This window comes from Robertmurraya korlensis (assembly GCF_023715225.1).
Taxonomy (GTDB): domain Bacteria; phylum Bacillota; class Bacilli; order Bacillales; family Cytobacillaceae; genus Robertmurraya_A.
On the sequence record NZ_JAMBNS010000012.1, the window covers coordinates 105,874 to 123,136 of the forward strand.

General features: G+C 39.8%; 13 protein-coding genes and 1 riboswitch. All 13 genes read right to left on the minus strand.

The window, feature by feature from the left end; translation table 11 throughout:
• Nucleotides 1–272 precede the first annotated feature (272 nt).
• Nucleotides 273–1,433 carry an ABC transporter permease gene (locus tag M3175_RS19670; protein WP_251522711.1) on the minus strand — a complete coding sequence of 387 codons (1,161 nt, stop codon included), beginning with the start codon at nt 1,431–1,433 and terminating at the stop codon, nt 273–275.
• Between the two features lie 13 nt (nt 1,434–1,446).
• Nucleotides 1,447–2,646, minus strand: coding sequence for an ABC transporter permease (locus tag M3175_RS19675; RefSeq protein ID WP_251522713.1), 1,200 nt, complete (start codon nt 2,644–2,646; stop codon nt 1,447–1,449).
• A 12-nt stretch (nt 2,647–2,658) separates the two neighbouring features.
• Nucleotides 2,659–3,594 carry an ABC transporter ATP-binding protein gene (locus M3175_RS19680; protein WP_251522715.1) on the minus strand — a complete coding sequence of 312 codons (936 nt, stop codon included), beginning with the start codon at nt 3,592–3,594 and terminating at the stop codon, nt 2,659–2,661.
• Nucleotides 3,595–3,742: 148 nt separating this feature from the next.
• Nucleotides 3,743–4,411: a response regulator gene (locus tag M3175_RS19685; protein ID WP_251522717.1), complete on the minus strand. Its 669-nt coding sequence runs from the start codon at nt 4,409–4,411 to the stop codon at nt 3,743–3,745.
• Complete coding sequence (locus tag M3175_RS19690; protein ID WP_251522719.1) at nt 4,408–5,601, minus strand: sensor histidine kinase; 1,194 nt, start codon at nt 5,599–5,601, stop codon at nt 4,408–4,410. Before M3175_RS19690 ends, M3175_RS19685 begins: the two co-directional genes overlap by 4 nt.
• 114 nt (nt 5,602–5,715) lie before the next feature.
• Nucleotides 5,716–6,186 carry a flavodoxin domain-containing protein gene (locus M3175_RS19695; protein WP_251522721.1) on the minus strand — a complete coding sequence of 157 codons (471 nt, stop codon included), beginning with the start codon at nt 6,184–6,186 and terminating at the stop codon, nt 5,716–5,718.
• Nucleotides 6,167–7,213: a ribonucleotide-diphosphate reductase subunit beta gene (locus tag M3175_RS19700; protein ID WP_251522724.1), complete on the minus strand. Its 1,047-nt coding sequence runs from the start codon at nt 7,211–7,213 to the stop codon at nt 6,167–6,169. The genes M3175_RS19695 and M3175_RS19700 overlap by 20 nt, the downstream gene beginning before the upstream one ends.
• Before the next feature lie 20 nt (nt 7,214–7,233).
• Nucleotides 7,234–9,519 (minus strand): ribonucleoside-diphosphate reductase subunit alpha, encoded by a 2,286-nt coding sequence (locus tag M3175_RS19705; RefSeq protein WP_251522726.1) that lies wholly within the window; start codon nt 9,517–9,519, stop codon nt 7,234–7,236.
• 328 nt (nt 9,520–9,847) lie between these two features.
• A riboswitch (cobalamin riboswitch) is annotated at nt 9,848–10,045 on the minus strand.
• Between the two features lie 436 nt (nt 10,046–10,481).
• A complete protein-coding gene (locus M3175_RS19710; RefSeq protein WP_251522727.1) occupies nt 10,482–13,070 on the minus strand; it encodes an ABC transporter permease in 2,589 nt (862 codons plus the stop codon).
• A complete protein-coding gene (locus M3175_RS19715) occupies nt 13,067–13,750 on the minus strand; it encodes an ABC transporter ATP-binding protein (protein WP_251522728.1) in 684 nt (227 codons plus the stop codon). Before M3175_RS19715 ends, M3175_RS19710 begins: the two co-directional genes overlap by 4 nt.
• A gap of 96 nt (nt 13,751–13,846) precedes the next feature.
• On the minus strand, nt 13,847–14,839 hold the full coding sequence (locus M3175_RS19720) for a sensor histidine kinase (protein ID WP_251522729.1): 993 nt from the start codon (nt 14,837–14,839) through the stop codon (nt 13,847–13,849).
• Nucleotide 14,840: 1 nt separating this feature from the next.
• The gene (locus M3175_RS19725; RefSeq protein WP_251522731.1) at nt 14,841–15,518 is read right to left on the minus strand and encodes a response regulator transcription factor; all 678 of its coding nucleotides are present in this window, start codon (nt 15,516–15,518) and stop codon (nt 14,841–14,843) included.
• Nucleotides 15,519–15,635: 117 nt separating this feature from the next.
• Complete coding sequence (locus M3175_RS19730; protein ID WP_251522732.1) at nt 15,636–17,177, minus strand: DHA2 family efflux MFS transporter permease subunit; 1,542 nt, start codon at nt 17,175–17,177, stop codon at nt 15,636–15,638.
• Nucleotides 17,178–17,263: the final 86 nt, after the last annotated feature.

Here is a 17,263-nt window from a genome sequence, read left to right on the forward strand (position 1 = left end):
GATTATTCTATTAGCATTTGTCTATAGAAAACACCAAGGAGGAACTGCCACATTAATGCAGTCCCTCTTTTAAACTCTGTAGCTATTATTGAAGCCATAAATGAAAGAGACTTTCACTTATACCCAAATTATAAATATAGTAAACACCGAAGATCGCACTTATTGCACCTGTCACTTGTGACTGTGCTCAAGGTAAACAACACCATAGCCGTCGGAGCGAGACATGTAAAAAGGCCATTTGTTTTAACAAATGACCTCTCCTCCTATATATTTCACTCAAACTTTACTCGACTCATTCCGATTACTAAGAATAGGACGGCAAAACCGAATAACAAACCAATAGTGTCAATGATGTCTACTACTCCCCCACCATTAGTTAGTAGTTCGGTAAATCCACTCATGGCCCAAGTTTGCGGCAGAAACTGTGCTATTTTTTGCATAAATTCCGGTGTAATTTCTAATGGCCAATACACCCCGCTGATCATACAGGTGGCAACGACAACAACATTCCCGATGGCAGCCTGTTGCTCTACCGTCTTTACTAAGGTAGCAATGAGTAATCCCATTCCGACGACTGCTAACAATAATGCCACCATAAGTAATAGTACTGCCAGAGGGTCGCCCCAATGAACTCCAAATAAATAATGAGTAGCCACAATCAAAATGCAGAACTGAATAAATCCTATGACAAAGAAAAACAACAGATATCCTACTGCTATCTCAAATCTAGATGCTGGGGCAATCAGCAAACGTGACCACACCCCACTACTCCTTGCCTCTAGAATCGTTCCTGTTACACTCATAATCATAATCATGACAAACATAATTGAAAAACCTGGCGCTACCCTTGATGCTCCATTACTAGTCGCATTGGAATGTTTCTCTTCTACATTGATTTTATTTATTTGAAATGAAGTCTCACTAACGTTAGATTCTATTTTTTCATACATAACCGACCATTCATCCCCACTATATCGACTCCATTCGGAGGAAGCTGAAACCAGTAAGCGAAGTTTCATTAACTGGTTTCCGACTACCTCTTTTATTGGGTCACTTGAAGTAAATTCGGGTATTGTCAGGAATGTCATTTCAGGTTCCTTCTTTGTCTTAATCTCCTCTTCAAATCCATGAGGAATAACAAGTGCTGCTGCAACTTTTTTTGACTCTAGTAAAAGGGTCATCTTACTCTCACTTACCGTCTCTATTGTAAAAAGTTGATTTGATTCTTTAAGTTGCTGTGTAAATTCCTTTGAAAGAGATGAATCGTCGTGATCAACAAGTAATACATTCGTTTTTTCTGAACTCTCCTCTGAAGAAAGACCGCCAAAAATAAACGTAAATAGAAGTGGCATCAAAAACATAACAACATAGCTTTGTTTCTTTTTTAATAATCTCTTTAACTCAACACCACAAATCGTTACAATCTTCCTCACGAATCTCCCTCCTTTAGTTTGTTTTCAGCTTCCATGTTCCAAGGGCGAGGGTTATACATCCTAACGATAATAAAATTGAAATGGCTGGAAACAATTCACTCCAAGTAGTCCCCGACATAATGTCTAAGAAGCTTGTTAAAGCCCATTTATTCGGAGTCAGACTAGCGATTGTTTTCAGTCCCTCTGGAAATAAATAAATGGGAAGCATGGAACCTCCTAAAATAGCTAGAATTTGTATACCGATACTACTAATGACGTCGGTTGTTTTCTCCTCTTTCACAAACGCAGCGATCGTCATAGATAGTCCTGAAACGGCAAAGGAATAACAGAAACCAACCGTTATCACCTGGTAGAGGTTAGAGCCCCAATCCACTTTAAAAAAGGTGGAGGTTGCTCCAAAAAAGACCATAAATTGGATACAAGCAAACCATAACGTCCCTAAAAATTTCCCGAATAGAATCGATTCTTTCCCCGTGGGTGTCATCGATAAACGTTTGAGCGTTTCTGTTGTTCGTTCTTGTAAAAGAGATTTGGCCCCCAGTGTCATATTAAACATTACAAACATCACAGCCATCGCTGCCGCATAATACTGCATCGATCCAACGTTTTTCTCACCAATAGATACTTGCTTTAGCTCCCCTCCAGTTATGGATTGAAGCTCTAGCTGAATTTCTGAGGCTACTTGCTGTATATTTATTTCATCGGTAGAGGCTGCAACTGAGGCACTTATGTCCTGCATTACTGTCCTCGTCGTTACTGCATGTATTTGAACCTGCTCACTATACGATTTCAGCATAGATTCAATCAGAGTGGTTTTGGTTCTTTGATCCGGTTTTTCTAGTATGGTAACGTTCTTTAAGGCCCCTTGATTACTCCCACTGCTCCACTCTTCAGGAAAGGAGACTCCAACATCGACTTTTCCTTCGGTAAGTAGATCTTTTAGTTCTTCTTCACTTTTACTTTCTTTTATGGTCACGAAGGAAAAAGTTGGTAGTACATCCACCACAAAATTCTCTGCCAATTTATCGTCATCACTTATATAAATTCCTACTTTTGTTTCAGGGAATCCCCCTTCTCCACCCATTACCGAGTTTAAAGCAAACCCAAGTATAGCCGTTAATAAAAGTGGAGTTAACAGCATGGTGATAAATCCTTTTCTATCTTTTATTCGAATGGTAAAATCCTTCCAGGCAATTAGAAGACTCTTTTTCACTTTTCTCTCCTCCTAGTCCCTTAAAGATCTTCCTGTTAATGAAAGGAATAAGCTCTCTAAGTTAGGTTCATTCACTTCCAATGACTGAACATCTACCTTTGCCTGTACAGCAAGTGTAATGATTTCACCTACTACCTTTTGATGGTTCGTAACAAATATTTCGATAGTAAGGTCCTCAGGGTGTGGAATGACCTTCCCTACTTCGTCGATCTCCTTTACTATGTTTAAGAATGACTCATCCAGTTGACTAACACTTATTTTTATGATCGTTCCCTCTGCTACACGTTGAAACAAATCCTTCTTTGTTCCAAGGGCAATCATTTTCCCTTTATCAATGATTCCAATACGGTTGCATAGAAATTCAACCTCTTCCATGTAATGACTGGTGTAAATAATGGTCATTCCATTTTTATTAAGTTCTTTTACTGTTTCTAAAATATGATTTCTCGATTGGGGGTCGATTCCGACCGTTGGTTCATCCATAACTAAAAGTTCCGGTTTGTGCATAAGAGACGCACCAATATTCACTCTTCGCTTCATACCACCAGAAAAGGTTTCAATTTTCTCTTTTGCACGCTCACCTAATCCCACATATTCCAATACCTCAGTAGCACGCTTTACTGCCTCATTCCGAGATAATCCATACATTTTCCCCCAGAACACTAAATTTTCTTTCGCTGACAACGTGGGATACAAGGCAATTTCCTGCGGTACTACACCAATTTTCCTTTTGATGTCCAATGCATTCTTCTTTATTGATAAACCATCGACTTTTATTTCTCCCTGATCAGGGGTAATAATGCCTGAAATCATTCCTATTGTTGTTGATTTTCCCGCTCCATTTGGACCAAGTAGACCAAAGCTCTCTCCTTTTTGGACATGAAAGGACACCCCACGGACAACCTTATTTTTATCATAGCTTTTCAGTACATTTTCTACTTGAAGCATGCATGTCACTCCTTCCCTTTACTAGCTATCCTTTATCTTAGCGATAAAGGGGAATCATTCCATGTAGCTCAAGATAGAAATTAGATCATGAAAAAAAGACCTGTAAAAAGGTCTTCGATTATACCCATATGCTAAAAGTCATGTGCACTTATTTATGAAAGGTCGTAATTCCATATCTTACTGCAAATATTGCTGCCTGTGTTCGGTCCCTTACCCCTAATTTACTTATAATATTAGAAACATGATTCTTTGCCGTACCTTCTGTGATAAAAAGCTTCTCAGCCATTTCCTTATTACTTAGTCCAAGACCGAGTTCACGCAACACCTCTAACTCTCGCTCGGTTAGCTCTTCTACTTCCTTAGGTGCCTCCGAGCAAGCTCCATATTCAAGCTCCTTTGTTTTCTTTAATTCTTTAAGCATTTGGGAAGTACTATCAGGTGGCAACACAATCCCACCAGAGTACACGGTCTTTATAGCCTGAACGATGGTATCTGTAGGCATATCTTTTAACAAGTACCCACTCGCTCCCTCTTCAAGTGCATCAAATATAAGATCATGATCCTTAAACGTCGTTAACATAAGGACCTTTGTGCCCGTTGTATATTTTGTAATCAGTCCTGCTCCCTCTACCCCGTTTGTTCCTGGCATCCGAATATCCATAAGGACAATGTCAGGGCCAAGCTCCTTCACTTTTTCAAATGCGGCTGCACCATCGCCAGCAGTTCCTACTACTTCAAGCTCCTCCCTAAGTCCGAGCAATGTTGATAGTCCGTCCCTAATAAGTGGCTGATCATCTACAACAATGACTTTTATCATACTTTTTTCCCCGCAGTCCATGTTCTTTCTAATAATGGGAATTGCACCTTTACGCAGAACCCTTCACCTTCATTACTTTCAAAGGTAACAGACCCACCATGCTCTTCAATGCGTTCCTTCATATTTATTAATCCAAATCCTTTGGAAATCAATCCTGTTCCCATCCCATTATCTATTATCACTAATAATATTTCTTCTTCCGAACAGTTCAGTTTGATATGGCAAATAGTGGCACCTCCGTGGCGCTTAGCATTTGTGACTGATTCCTGGATGATACGGATAAGAGTTGGTTGAAGGGATATAGGAACGACAACAGGATCTCCAGAAACACTTAGCTTCGCTTCCAACTGAGTGGACTCACGGAAATCATTGAGCATCGTCCGTATCATTGGAATGAACCTATACTCCTCACCCTCATCCTCATGAAGCGTCCGCACAGAAAATCGCAGCTCCTGTAAGGCCCCTCTTGCTAGATTGTCACAGGTCTTTAACGTATCTTCCGACTTTCTGGAATCTAACTTGAGTAGCTCACGAGCCAATTCCAATTGTACGATCAAGGCAGTCATTTTATGTCCCACCGTATCATGAATATCTCTTGCAATCCGGTTTCGTTCACGTATAGTTGTTAAGCTTTCTACTTGTTCAGAATAGAGGCGTAGTTGCTGGTGAGCATCCGTCAACGCCACGTGCGACTCATTTAATTGTTTATACTGAGCATCCATCGTTTCTTGAGCATCATATAATTTTCGAATTAAACTCCCTACCACTGCTCCAAAGCCAACAAACGAGCCACTTATCAAATTCTCGAAGATAGCCCAATCCCCCATGACTCTCGCACTGTAGACCATGACTATTCCCCAAGAGAGAAAAAACATAGCGAAACCCATCCACAATCGAATTTTACTCGATTCATGAATCGCTAACGTAACGGCTACTATTCCGAATAATATTAAATACAATGTCATATGAGGAAAGAATATCCCAAACGAAAAGCTCAATAGCCCATCGAGTAATATAAGATAAAACGAAATTCTCACATGTTTCTCCGATATGATGAGAAAATGATTACAAACGAAAACAATAACAGCAAAAATAACGTATCCTTTTAAGTAAAGGTTATCTTTAGGCACATCATTAAAGAAAACCATACCTAATAAAAAGAACATAATGACCCGGGTATAAATTAACAAGTAATCACCCCTTTACTTGATCATCCTACCATTAAATTCTAGAAGCAATTCAAAAAAGCCTTCACATCTATAGAAAAAAACAGCACCAGGTTTTTGACCCCTGGCGCTGCTTTTTTATGCACTTCGTTGCCCTTTTATTCGCTCCATTAGGAGACGGACAAATTTCTCACATTTATACTGGTCCTGCTTTTGTGGGGTTAATTCAATCTTCATTGTAGCTGTTAAGATAGTATGTACATAAAGCATGTCTCTAAATTCATCTACCGCCCCACAAAAATTAGGATAGAAGCGGTCACCTGTACCAACGACACCCGTAACAAGATGACCTACATATTGACGTTCAAATTCGTGATACAGTGATCTCAATTCAGCCGGGATTTCTCCGTTCCCCCATGTGTATGTTCCAATAACGATAACATCATACTCACTAATTGTTTGCAAGTCAAAATCCTCTATTTTAATCTTCGTCACTTTTACTGAATAAGACTGAAAATAGCTAAAAAGCAAGTTCATTAATTCTTCCGTATTCCCTGTAATCGATGAATAAATAATAGCTACCTTTGTATTATAATTCGTCAAAGCCATTGGACTGTGTCACCTTTGTATAGGTACGGGATTTCTGCTCAAAAAAGTCTGACTTGGTGTCATTGATCATTTCGTCACTAAACACTTGAATCCATGGCATCGAGTTGTCACGGTCACCATAAAGATGGTTCAGACCCAATTGGCGAAGTCTTTTATTGGCTAAATACTCCACATATTGTCCGAACTCTTCCAGGTCAATTCCGTTGATCTCTTTTAAAATTTCTCCTGCCCATTCCTTCTCAAGCTCCACCGCTTCTTTGATGCGATCGTATGCATATTGAATGTTTGCTGAGTTATTTAGTTCTGGATTTTCCGTTAACATTATGCGCACAAACTGAGAAATAAAATACGCATGCTGCATCTCATCTCTTTGGATATAGCTAATCATCGTACTCGTCTTTAACATCTTTTGCTGACGAGCCAGATTATAGAAAAACGCAAAGCCCGCATAGAAATAGATGCCTTCTAAAATAATCGAGTTAATTCCTAGTTCATAAAGGTTTTGAGCAGATGGATGGGAACGGAACTTTTCATACGCATCCAGGATGAGCTGATTTCTCTTTTGTACGATAGGATCATCCTTTGCCTGATTGAAGCGTGCATTTTGTTCACTAACTGGAACCAAGGAACTTAATATATAGGAATACGATTCGTTATGAACGGCCTCCTGCTGAGCAATGACCGCAAAGATGGCCTTAAAACTAGAATCCGTCACATAATCGAGCACTTGACTCATCGTTGGTGTTTGAAGGCTATCAAGGGACGCAAGCTGCGTATTTACTCTTAGGAAGATATCCTTTTCGTGGGAGGATAAAGAATCCCACTGTTTAATATCATCTTGCATATTGATTTCTTGCGCCTTCCAAAAATTAGACAGCAAGGTTTGATACAGATCATACATTTGCGGGTAGGCGATATCATTCCAGTTTAATAGACCCGAAGATTGCCCGTTAATAATGCCTGTTGAACGATTGGGGAAAGTTGGGTTCAACAGCTTAATCTTGTTCAATGGTGCGTTGATTGACATTGTCACTTCTCCTTTCAGGCTTAGCTATGGCAAGCTTCACATTCTTCAATCTCTGACTGTGACGTACTTCTTACGTAATACGTTGTTTTTAACCCTTGCTTCCAAGCTTCTATGTGTAAATTTAGCAAGTCTTTTGCTTTAATATCATGTCTCACATACAAATTAAAACTGATAGACTGATCGATATGACGTTGACGGGCCGCGTTTTGGCGAATACTCCACACTTGGTCTAGCTCATGCCTTGCTCTTCGGTAGTACGTGTATGTACGATGGTTCAAATCAGGTGCGGTAACCTTGAACTTAAAGTTCTTCTTTTCCTCCGCATATTCAACCGCGTACAACGGATCAATTCCATCTGTAGAGCCACCAATTTTTGCCGTAGAAGAATTCGGAGCAATCGCCATTAACCAGCCATTACGAATACCGTTCGCTTGCACTTGTTCCTTTAGTTCACTCCAACGCTCTGACGTGTAATTTCTTCGCTCGAAATATTTACCAGAAGCCCATTCCGACGTGTCAAATTGGCTGAAGGACCCTTTTTCTTTAGCAAGCTCCATAGAAGCGCGAATCGTATAATAGGCAATATTTTCGTATAGTTCATCAGCAAATCGGACCGCTTCCTCTGATTCCCAATGAATCGATTGTAAGGCCAACAAATGATGCCACCCGAACGTACCTAGACCGACCGCTCGATACTTTTGATTGGTTAATTCGGCTTGTCCGACCGGAATGGTATTTAAGTCAATCACATTGTCTAACATACGAACTTGAATGGTAATTAATCGTTGGAGTTCATTGGCACCATAAGCCTTTGCCAGATTGATAGATGATAGATTACATACAACAAATTCGCCTGGCTTTCTCACGATGACTAAGTTGCCATCTTCATCCTTGTATTCTTTTACAATGGTTGTAGAGGACATGTTTTGGGCAATTTCCGTACAAAGATTACTGCAGTAGATAGATGTCCTTCCTTCACTACGTTTGTTTGGATTTTGACGATTTACCTCGTCTCGATAGAACATATATGGCGTACCTGTTTCTAACTGCGCCACCATAATTCGCGCCATAATATCCATCGCACGGTAGGTTTTTCTTGGTAAAAGAGGCTGATTCACGGCTTCTTCGTATTTTTCCGTAAAATACTTTCGATCTTTTTCATCGTAAAAATCTTCCAGGCCAAGCGGGTTGCCGTTCTCGTCCTTCCATCCCATCAGCTGCTTCACTTGGTGTGGACAGAATGTATGCCATTCCCCAACACTTCTGCCGTTCTCATCTTTCTCTTGAAGCTTTTCCATAAATAAATCAGGGATGGTGACTCCTGTGAAAATATCATGCGCTTTTCTTCTCTCATCCCCGTTATTGGTCTTTAGTTCAAGGAAGCCATTCATCACGTCTTTGTGGAACACATCTAAATATATGGCAACGGCCCCTTGTCTTTGACCTAGTTGATCCACACTTACGGCTGTATCATTAATCAAGCGAATCCAAGGCACGACCCCAGAGGACATTCCTTTGAACCTCTTGATATCAGAACCTAGTGCACGAACCTTGCCGTAATATATTCCGATGCCACCGCCTTCTTTACTTAAGCGGGCAATATCCCAATTGTTCAAATATATGCCGTCAAGCGAATCATCCACTGTGTCAATAAAACAAGAGGACAACTGACCAAAGTTCTTCCCTGCATTTGATAGGGTCGGTGTGGCTACCGTCATATATAAATGACTAAGAGCCCAGTAAGCTTCTTTTACTAATTCTAGTCTTTTGGTTTTCGATTCGTACATCATTATGGTCATCGCAATGACCATGAATCGTTCTTGAGGAAGCTCGTACACATTTCTGTCGTGATCTCTTGCTAAGTATCTGTCAGCAAAAAGGAATAGACCGATATAGTTAAACAACTTATCTTGTTCTGGATTGATTGTTGCTGCTAATTGTCGAATTTCTTCCTCTGTATACATTTGCAGCAGTTTAGGAGAGTAGATGCCTTTCTCTGTTAACGTTTCTAGCAAGTCGTAAAAGTCCCCATATGCATGTGATGAATCATAATTTCGATTTTGCGAAGCTTGTTTGTATAGTTCAGTTAAATAGATTCGTGCGGCAACAAAGGTCCAATCCGGCTGGTCCATCGCGATTTTATTTAAAGAATAAAATAAAGCTTGTTGGCTCACTTCTTTTTTTGCTGCCTCTAATTCATTTATCATTTTTGTCATCTCAGTGGCGTCTAACTGATACGTTGAAGAACACTCTTCAATCGCTCGTAACACCGACTTATAATCTTCATGTACATCTACTACTGTCATGATCGTCCCTCCTGAAATTTCGAAAAGCGCAAGCGCCCGTTTTGCGACGTATGGACTGGAGCCCTCTGACTGAGATAAAGGAAACACGGAGAGCGCAAGCGATCCGATGTTGACTTATCGTAGGGAAGAGAGCGAAGTACACTAGTCGCTGGGCGCTGGAGCTAGACACTGTTCAAAGTTCAAAAACTTATACTTTCTTTTTCTAATAAAAAATCCGCTCAGTGGTTCCTTGAGCGGATGAAACGATTTCAGCAAAAGACAAACAGGCAATAATACTTTTTTGTCTTCTGTCGCCATCGTCTCATCTTCCCAAATCCCCGAAGAAGTTGAAACATCTTAAGTAAGATAGGTCTCCTGACTTATGCTTCACTCTACTTTGAACCCTTCCCATTTAGGCACCTACATCTCGTAAGCAATCTTCACAGTGGCTTGTTCATTTTGTCAGCATTTACAGTTGCGGGGGCAGTTCTGGTCTTACACCAGATTCCCTATTAAGCCGTACGGCATCTTATCTTAAGGCAACAACACAATATATAGTTGGAATTTCACTTATGTATATCCATATCTAGATTACACACTTAATAGTAACGGTAGTTTAATAGATTCGCAAGTATAAAATGTTGGATTTGGTAAAATATTGTTGTTGACTTTGGGAGATGCGGGAGGGAAATAGAGTATTTGTAGGAGGACGGTTGATTTTTTCATATTTTCGTGTTTTTTGAGCTGGATTTTAATAATACGGGTTGGATTTAGTTGTATATTCTATTATTATTTGACGGTTTTAGGGGCAATTCGTAGAGAGGTGTTCTCTATTTTTGGTTTTATTTGCGATTCTCGGATTTTATTTGCGATTCTGAAAATTCATTTTTGATCCTCACTTTTTTCCGAACTTCAATTCCACCCACACTCCCCCTTTACAAAAAAGATGAACATCGCCCTAGACAATGTCCATCTCTTGAAACTTAAATATTCTCCTGCCTCAATACCTCAATAATATTATCCTTTTTCACTTTTGCAATCGAGTAGAGCATGGCGGAGCTGACAATCACAAATACCGAGACAAAGCAGATTCCAAGACTTCCCCACGGAATCCAAAATGGGTAAGTAAAAGTATTCATAGTACCTTTATAAATAAGGAACATGATCCCCAGACTAATCGGCAAGCCGTACAACAAGGCTTTTAATCCATAGAAAATACTTTCATAGCTAATCATTTTATTAAAGCCCTTCTCCGTCATCCCTACAGATTTCAGCATCGCGAACTCACGCTTCCTCAGGGAAATGCCCGTTGAAATGGTATTAAATATATTTGCAATGGAAATCGCTGTAATGAGCACAATAAATCCGTACGTAAAGACAGACAGGAGCATGAGCATCTGTTCCTCACGTTGTCTACTTTGGTACACATTAAAAATAGATAGGTTCGGCTTTTTCATTTCCTCGATTTCCTGCTGTGTCTTCATAGGGTCAGAGGATTTTAAAAAGAGTGTAGGCTGTACAGATCCCTCTATCGATTCATTCATCAGTTGATCAATGACTTGATTAGATACAATGATATTCAGAGTCCCGAGCCCATATGAAAAGCCCCCCATTGGTAGTTGCTCAGTCAACGCTGCTATTTCAAGGTCCTCTAACGGAATCTTTTCACCCGCCTTATAATCGTCATACATTAATTTTATTGATTCACCAACTTTTGCATGGATACCGCTGGCTTCAATAAATTTACCCGTCTGTCCATCCTGATAAGTGATGGTATCGACAACGATTCCAGAAATATGTTCCGGATCAGTGAGTGGTTTTACATCAATTCCCACCTGGTCCGTATATTTCTTTAAGCTTTCCTCATCAAGGCCAGTTAACACAAGGAAATACGGTGCTTTTCCATCCTCGTATTTTAAAGTTCCCTTTAATTCGTCAGCTACCTTCTCCTTCTCCACCAATGTGGTTAGATCTAACCTTCTTGTTACACTTGAACTCGTGACATCAGGAAGTGCTTGAATATTCCCAAAGATATCAGCCAATTCCGTTTCGGATACTCTATCAGCACCCACCTGGATATCATAGTTAACCCCGCCTTGTGATAGTACCAATGATTTCTTTAAGCTATCCGTAAAAAAAGAAACAGATAGGAACAGCACGATGCTAATTACAAGGGAAAAAACGGTCACACGATATCTACCCTTATTTCGCTTTAAATTTTTCAATCCAATTTCTGCTTCCAAACCAAACATACGTCGAATCCATTTGGATGTCTTCACCGCTTTACTAGTAAGCTTAATATCCGAGGTTTGACGAATCGCATCTATAGCCGTTATTTTAGAAGCCTTTCTTGCCGGTATAAATGTAGAGATAAAGATCGTAATCATCGAAATAACACTAGCACCTATCATCGAATAAGGTGTGATCGTTACCTTTAATGGTTCCGATACCCCTAGCGCCCCTTCAAGAAATTGATTAATAAACCAAAAAGTGACACCCATCCCCACAATCCCTGACAAGAGACCGATTGGGATACTAATCAAACCAATAATAATTCCTTCGAAAAAAACGGAGTTTCTTTTCTGCCTTTTCGTAGCTCCCACACTAGAAAGCATTCCTAAGTGACGGGCACGCTCCGATACAGATATGGCAAAGGCATTATAAATAAGCGCAACGGAGCCTATCATAATTACTGACATAATAATCGCTAATAACGAGTATAACGTCCGGTTCAAACCGTCATTGTCCGTTACTCCATGATAGCGAAGCAATGCACTATTAAAATCAACACGTGAAATGTTATTCTCTTTTGCCAGTTGCTCTGCGTGTTTAAATAAAGATTTATTCACTTTTTCTAAAACAACCACGGCATTCACTTGATCAATTTCATCTAACCTTGAATCGTCCAAATACGTAATGACTGTGTAACCGGGTGAAAAAGTTGGCTCCCACGAGACTCTCTTCATCACACCTACAACTGTATACTCACGCGTTACTTGATTTTGAAGCTCTTCACTGATCTCTCCTTCTGTCATTTGAAGAGAGGTTTGTTGGTCATACTCTACTTTCGTTCCTGACTCATCTATGAACATGCGATTTCCGACGGGTAAAGTAAGCTGATCACCTATCTTTAATGAAACTTTGCCATTCGACTCAATGGAATCACTAATCACCATCTCATTTTCATTCTCTGGTAGTCGTCCTTCACTTAATGTAACAGGAAACTGTTTGAATCCATCAGAACTAAATGCTTTTACAAATAGATAAGGTTTATATACGTTTTGGCTTCCCTCGAGGGGAGCGTAACCTAGATCAGAAGATAGAACCAGCTTTTTCGTTTCTTTATCAGACTGGATGATTTCTATTTGTTCCTTATTGACATCTTTATAAACGACATGCCATTCTCCATCCATTGAGATCGCCTGTCTTTTTAGTAAATCCAAGAAAGAAGCACCTAATGTCATAACAGCCGTCACCATTGCAACGGAGATGATGACGCCGATGATGGTGACCAACGTTCTTCTTTTGTTCTTTTTTAAATGCCTGATGGTCAGCTTGTTGACAATATTCACGGACGAATCACCTCATCCTTGGTGATCTTGCCATCTTCTATTGCAATGACACGATCAGCCTGTAGGGCAATTCGCTCATCATGAGTGATTACGATCAATGTCTGTTGGTACGTTTTATTAAACCTTTTTAATAAATCGATAATCTCCTCACTATTTTTACTATCTAAATTTCCCGTTGGTTCATCTGCTAACATAATTGCGGGATTACTAATCAACGCTCGGCCGATCGACACACGCTGCTGCTGCCCGCCAGAAAGCTGATTAGGAAGATGTTGCAATCGATTTTGTATATTTAAAATACTCACGATCTCTTCAAACTGCTTATTATCCACTCGATGACCATCTAAAAGAAGAGGGAGAGTGATGTTTTCCTCCACGGTTAAAATAGGAATCAAGTTATAAAATTGGTAGATTAGTCCGATTTGTCTTCTCCGAAAAATGGCTAACTGTGTTTCATTAAGCTCATAGATATCTGTGTTATCAACAAATACCTTCCCACTCGTCGGTCTATCGACACCACCTAAAAGATGCAGTAAAGTAGACTTCCCAGATCCCGATGGCCCAATAATGGCCACAAATTCTCCTTTATTAATGGAAAAAGACACATCATCGAGCGCCTTAACCGCTGTTTCTCCTTTTCCATACACCTTAGATAAATGTTCAATTCGTAAAATTTCCATCCTGTCCCTCCATTACGTCCTTGATACGTTTTAGTATATCGCCCGAAAATGACTATCAAGTGACTAATAAGGTGACAATTTTGTCACTTAAGGCTATTACTTAAATATTTTAAAAAGAAACGTGGTCCCGACCCCTTCTTTACTTTTTACCTCAAGTGTTCCATTCTGCCTTGTAATCATGCTGTGTGCCATCGCCAATCCAATTCCCACACTCTCTTCACTAGCATTCTTCCCTTTATAAAAACGCTGGAACACATACGGAAGATCGGCCTTCGCAATTCCCTCTCCATTATCCACAATCGAAATTTCTGTAAAAAGGGGATTCTCCGTATATTGTATTCGTATCTCTCCCCCTTCTTTTGTGTGCTCCACAGCATTTTTCAGCACATTAATGAGCGCCTCCCTAGTCCAATGGAAGTCACCCAGAAAAGAAACATCTTCTACACCATCAATGATTAATTTCTGGTCTTTTATATCCATGGGAATTAATAATGGTTCAACCGATTTTTCAATCAGCTGCTTCACGTTTACTGGATCCTTTTTAAACGTGACGGTCCCGGCATCTAGTTTTGAAAGTTTTAATAAAGAAGATACTAACCATTCGATTCGTTCTAACTGGACCTGTATATTTTTCGTGAATTCTTTTCGCTTTCCTTCTGATAAGGTAGAGGCACTTAGTAGATCAGCCATTACCATCATAGAGGTTAATGGCGTCTTTAACTGATGAGAGATATCGGAAATTGCATCTGTTAAGTGTACCTTATCCCTTTGCAGCAATTTCTTATGCTCAGAAAGCATGATGGTAACTTTGTATATTTCAGTTTTTAAAATACTGAGCTCCCCTTCATAGTTATCACGAATATCAAGTGATGTTCCACCTGAACTTATTTTCCGAAGATAACCAGAGAGTTTCTTAATTTCAATATAGCGCCAGCAAGTAAATACAAGGCTGCTAGCAATAAATAGGAGGGTGGTCAGTACAATCAGGAAAACTGGTTCTATGAGTGATAGAGAAGCAACGACAACAGCTGTTCCTCCAATAAGGAGTTGCAAAAGGACAAAAAGCTGAAACTCTCGATTTCTTAACATACTACTCTCCCATCTTGTAACCCAATCCGCGAATGGTTTTGATGATCATTGGATGTTGCGGATCATCCTCTAGCTTTTCTCGTAATCTTTTTATGTAAACGGTCAGTGTATTATCGTTTACAAAGTCACCAGCCACATCCCAAATCTGTTCTAATAACTGACTTCTTGATAGCACTTGTCCATAATGGTTCGCAAAAATCAGGAGTAGGCGGTACTCTAGTGCAGTTACTTGAATCTCCATCCCATTTTTATATACTTTTCCCTCTAAGGTATTGATTCGTATGGATTCAATATCCAACATTGACTGGGTCTGCTTTTGATAGCGACGTAGGACGGTTTTTATACGAGACAAAAGCTCACGAATTCTGAATGGCTTTGTAATATAGTCATCCGCCCCCATATCTAACCCCATGACCACATTCCCCTCATCATCAATAGCAGTTAAAAAGATAACAGGCACATCACTATGTTCTTTTACCAATCGGCAAAGGTCATAACCACTTCCGTCTGGTAGTGATAAATCAAATAAACAGAGGTCAATTTCATTCAGTTTTTCCTTGATAACCTTCTTTGCTGATTCCACATTGTAACAAAGTATGGTTGAAAACTGATCCTGCTGGAGAGAGTATTCGAGACCTGAAGCAATGATTTTATCATCCTCGACGAGTAATATGTTCATTTAACGACACCCAATTCTTAACAAAAATATGTACTATGTCTATCATATGGCAATCCGTTATATTCTCCAAGTATAAAAAGAGGAGGACCCCAAGTTAGGGCCCTCCAGCAAAATTTATTAATTTTCAGCTAGCTTCGTAGATACAATCTTTGGCTCTTCTTTTTCTTCTATTGGATCCTCTGCTTGTGTCACACGTTTGATAAAGAATGCGAGGATGAATGCGACAATAGAAATCCCTGTAGCTACTAGGAAGGCATCATTAATTCCTTCGAGCATCGCCTTCATCATAATCTGTTCTTTCATTTGAGCGATCATTTCAGCAGTTGGCTGAGCAGCTCCTGCTCCTTGACCTGCAGCCGTCTTCATGGCTTCGTCAGCAATTTCTTTTGCGTGTGTTTCTGTACGATTAGACATAACGGTAACAAGTAATGCCGTTCCGATTGCCCCTGCCACTTGGTTTAACGTATTGTTCATTGCCGTACCATGTGGATAGAAACGCGTCGGAAGCTGATTTAATCCGTTTGTTGAAACTGGCATCATAACAAATGACATCCCGATCATTCGAACCGTATAAAGAATTACTAAATGCGTATAACTTAAGTCTGCTGTTAGCTGACTAAACTCATACGTAGTGATTACCGTGATTCCTAGACCAATTAGCGCCAATACTCGACCACCAAATTTATCAAACAATCTCCCTGTAATAGGTGACATAATCGCCATGGCGACGGCACCTGGTAGGAGCATTAACCCTGCATCCATTGGAGAAATTCCACGAATGGTCTGAACATAAATCGGAATAAGAATCATCCCTGAGAATAATGCCATGTTTGTTACCATGGATATAGTAGATGACAAGGCAAACATCGGGTATTTAAACACTTTAAAGTTTAACAACGGATTGTCTTGTTTCAATTGCTTAATAATAAAAGTTACTAGCGCAATGAAACCAACTGCAATTGCTAGGTACACATGCGGGCTGTCCCAACCCTTGCTTCCTGCCGAGCTGAAGCCGTAAAGAATTCCACCAAATCCAATACTTGATAAAACTAAAGAAAAAAAGTCTAAACGAAGATTGCTCTTTTCTTTCTTATCTTTTAAAAGGAAGAATCCGATTAATACCACTAACACTGAAATAGGTGTAATAAAGTGGAAAAGCATTCTCCAATCATAGTGTTCGATAATCCATCCAGATAAAGTTGGTCCAATCGCTGGGGCGAACATGATAATTAAACCAAATACCCCCATCGCTGTTCCCCTTTTTTCAATCGGAAAGCTAACGAGCATAACGTTCATAAGCAATGGCATCATAATGGCAGATCCTGATGCTTGAAGCATACGTCCTGCTAAAAGAATCGGAAATTCGTGAGCCACACCAGCCACTAATGTACCAATCGTGAATAAACTCATGGCGACTAAAAATAAATTTCGAACAGAATATTTCTGTATCAAGAAGGCAGTGGCCGGAATTAATATTCCGTTAACAAGCATGAAACCAGTAGTTAACCACTGAACGGTTGCAGCTTCTACCTCTAAATCCTTCATGATCGATGGCAAAGCAATATTTAATAAGGTGTTATTTAAAAACGTAATGAATGCCCCAATTAACAGAACTCCAATAATTCCGTATGGCGGCCGTTTATCTTGTTTCTCAGCCATATATGTTCCTCCTATACTATAAGTCCAATAAAATGTACTGCTGTTATATACTTTACATATATTATACCGTCAGTACAAAAAATGCA

Excerpts from the sequence above, each read along its gene's own strand:
- M3175_RS19680 (WP_251522715.1), bottom strand. The coding sequence starts at position 3,594 with ATGCTTCAAGTAGAAAATGTACTGAAAAGCTATGATAAAAATAAGGTT.
- M3175_RS19725 (WP_251522731.1), bottom strand. The coding sequence starts at position 15,518 with ATGAACATATTACTCGTCGAGGATGATAAAATCATTGCTTCAGGTCTC.
- M3175_RS19730 (WP_251522732.1), bottom strand. The coding sequence starts at position 17,177 with ATGGCTGAGAAACAAGATAAACGGCCGCCATACGGAATTATTGGAGTT.
- M3175_RS19695 (WP_251522721.1), bottom strand. The coding sequence starts at position 6,186 with ATGGCTTTGACGAATTATAATACAAAGGTAGCTATTATTTATTCATCG.
- M3175_RS19685 (WP_251522717.1), bottom strand. The coding sequence starts at position 4,411 with ATGATAAAAGTCATTGTTGTAGATGATCAGCCACTTATTAGGGACGGA.
- M3175_RS19720 (WP_251522729.1), bottom strand. The coding sequence starts at position 14,839 with ATGTTAAGAAATCGAGAGTTTCAGCTTTTTGTCCTTTTGCAACTCCTT.
- M3175_RS19705 (WP_251522726.1), bottom strand. The coding sequence starts at position 9,519 with ATGACAGTAGTAGATGTACATGAAGATTATAAGTCGGTGTTACGAGCG.
- M3175_RS19700 (WP_251522724.1), bottom strand. The coding sequence starts at position 7,213 with ATGTCAATCAACGCACCATTGAACAAGATTAAGCTGTTGAACCCAACT.
- M3175_RS19715 (WP_251522728.1), bottom strand. The coding sequence starts at position 13,750 with ATGGAAATTTTACGAATTGAACATTTATCTAAGGTGTATGGAAAAGGA.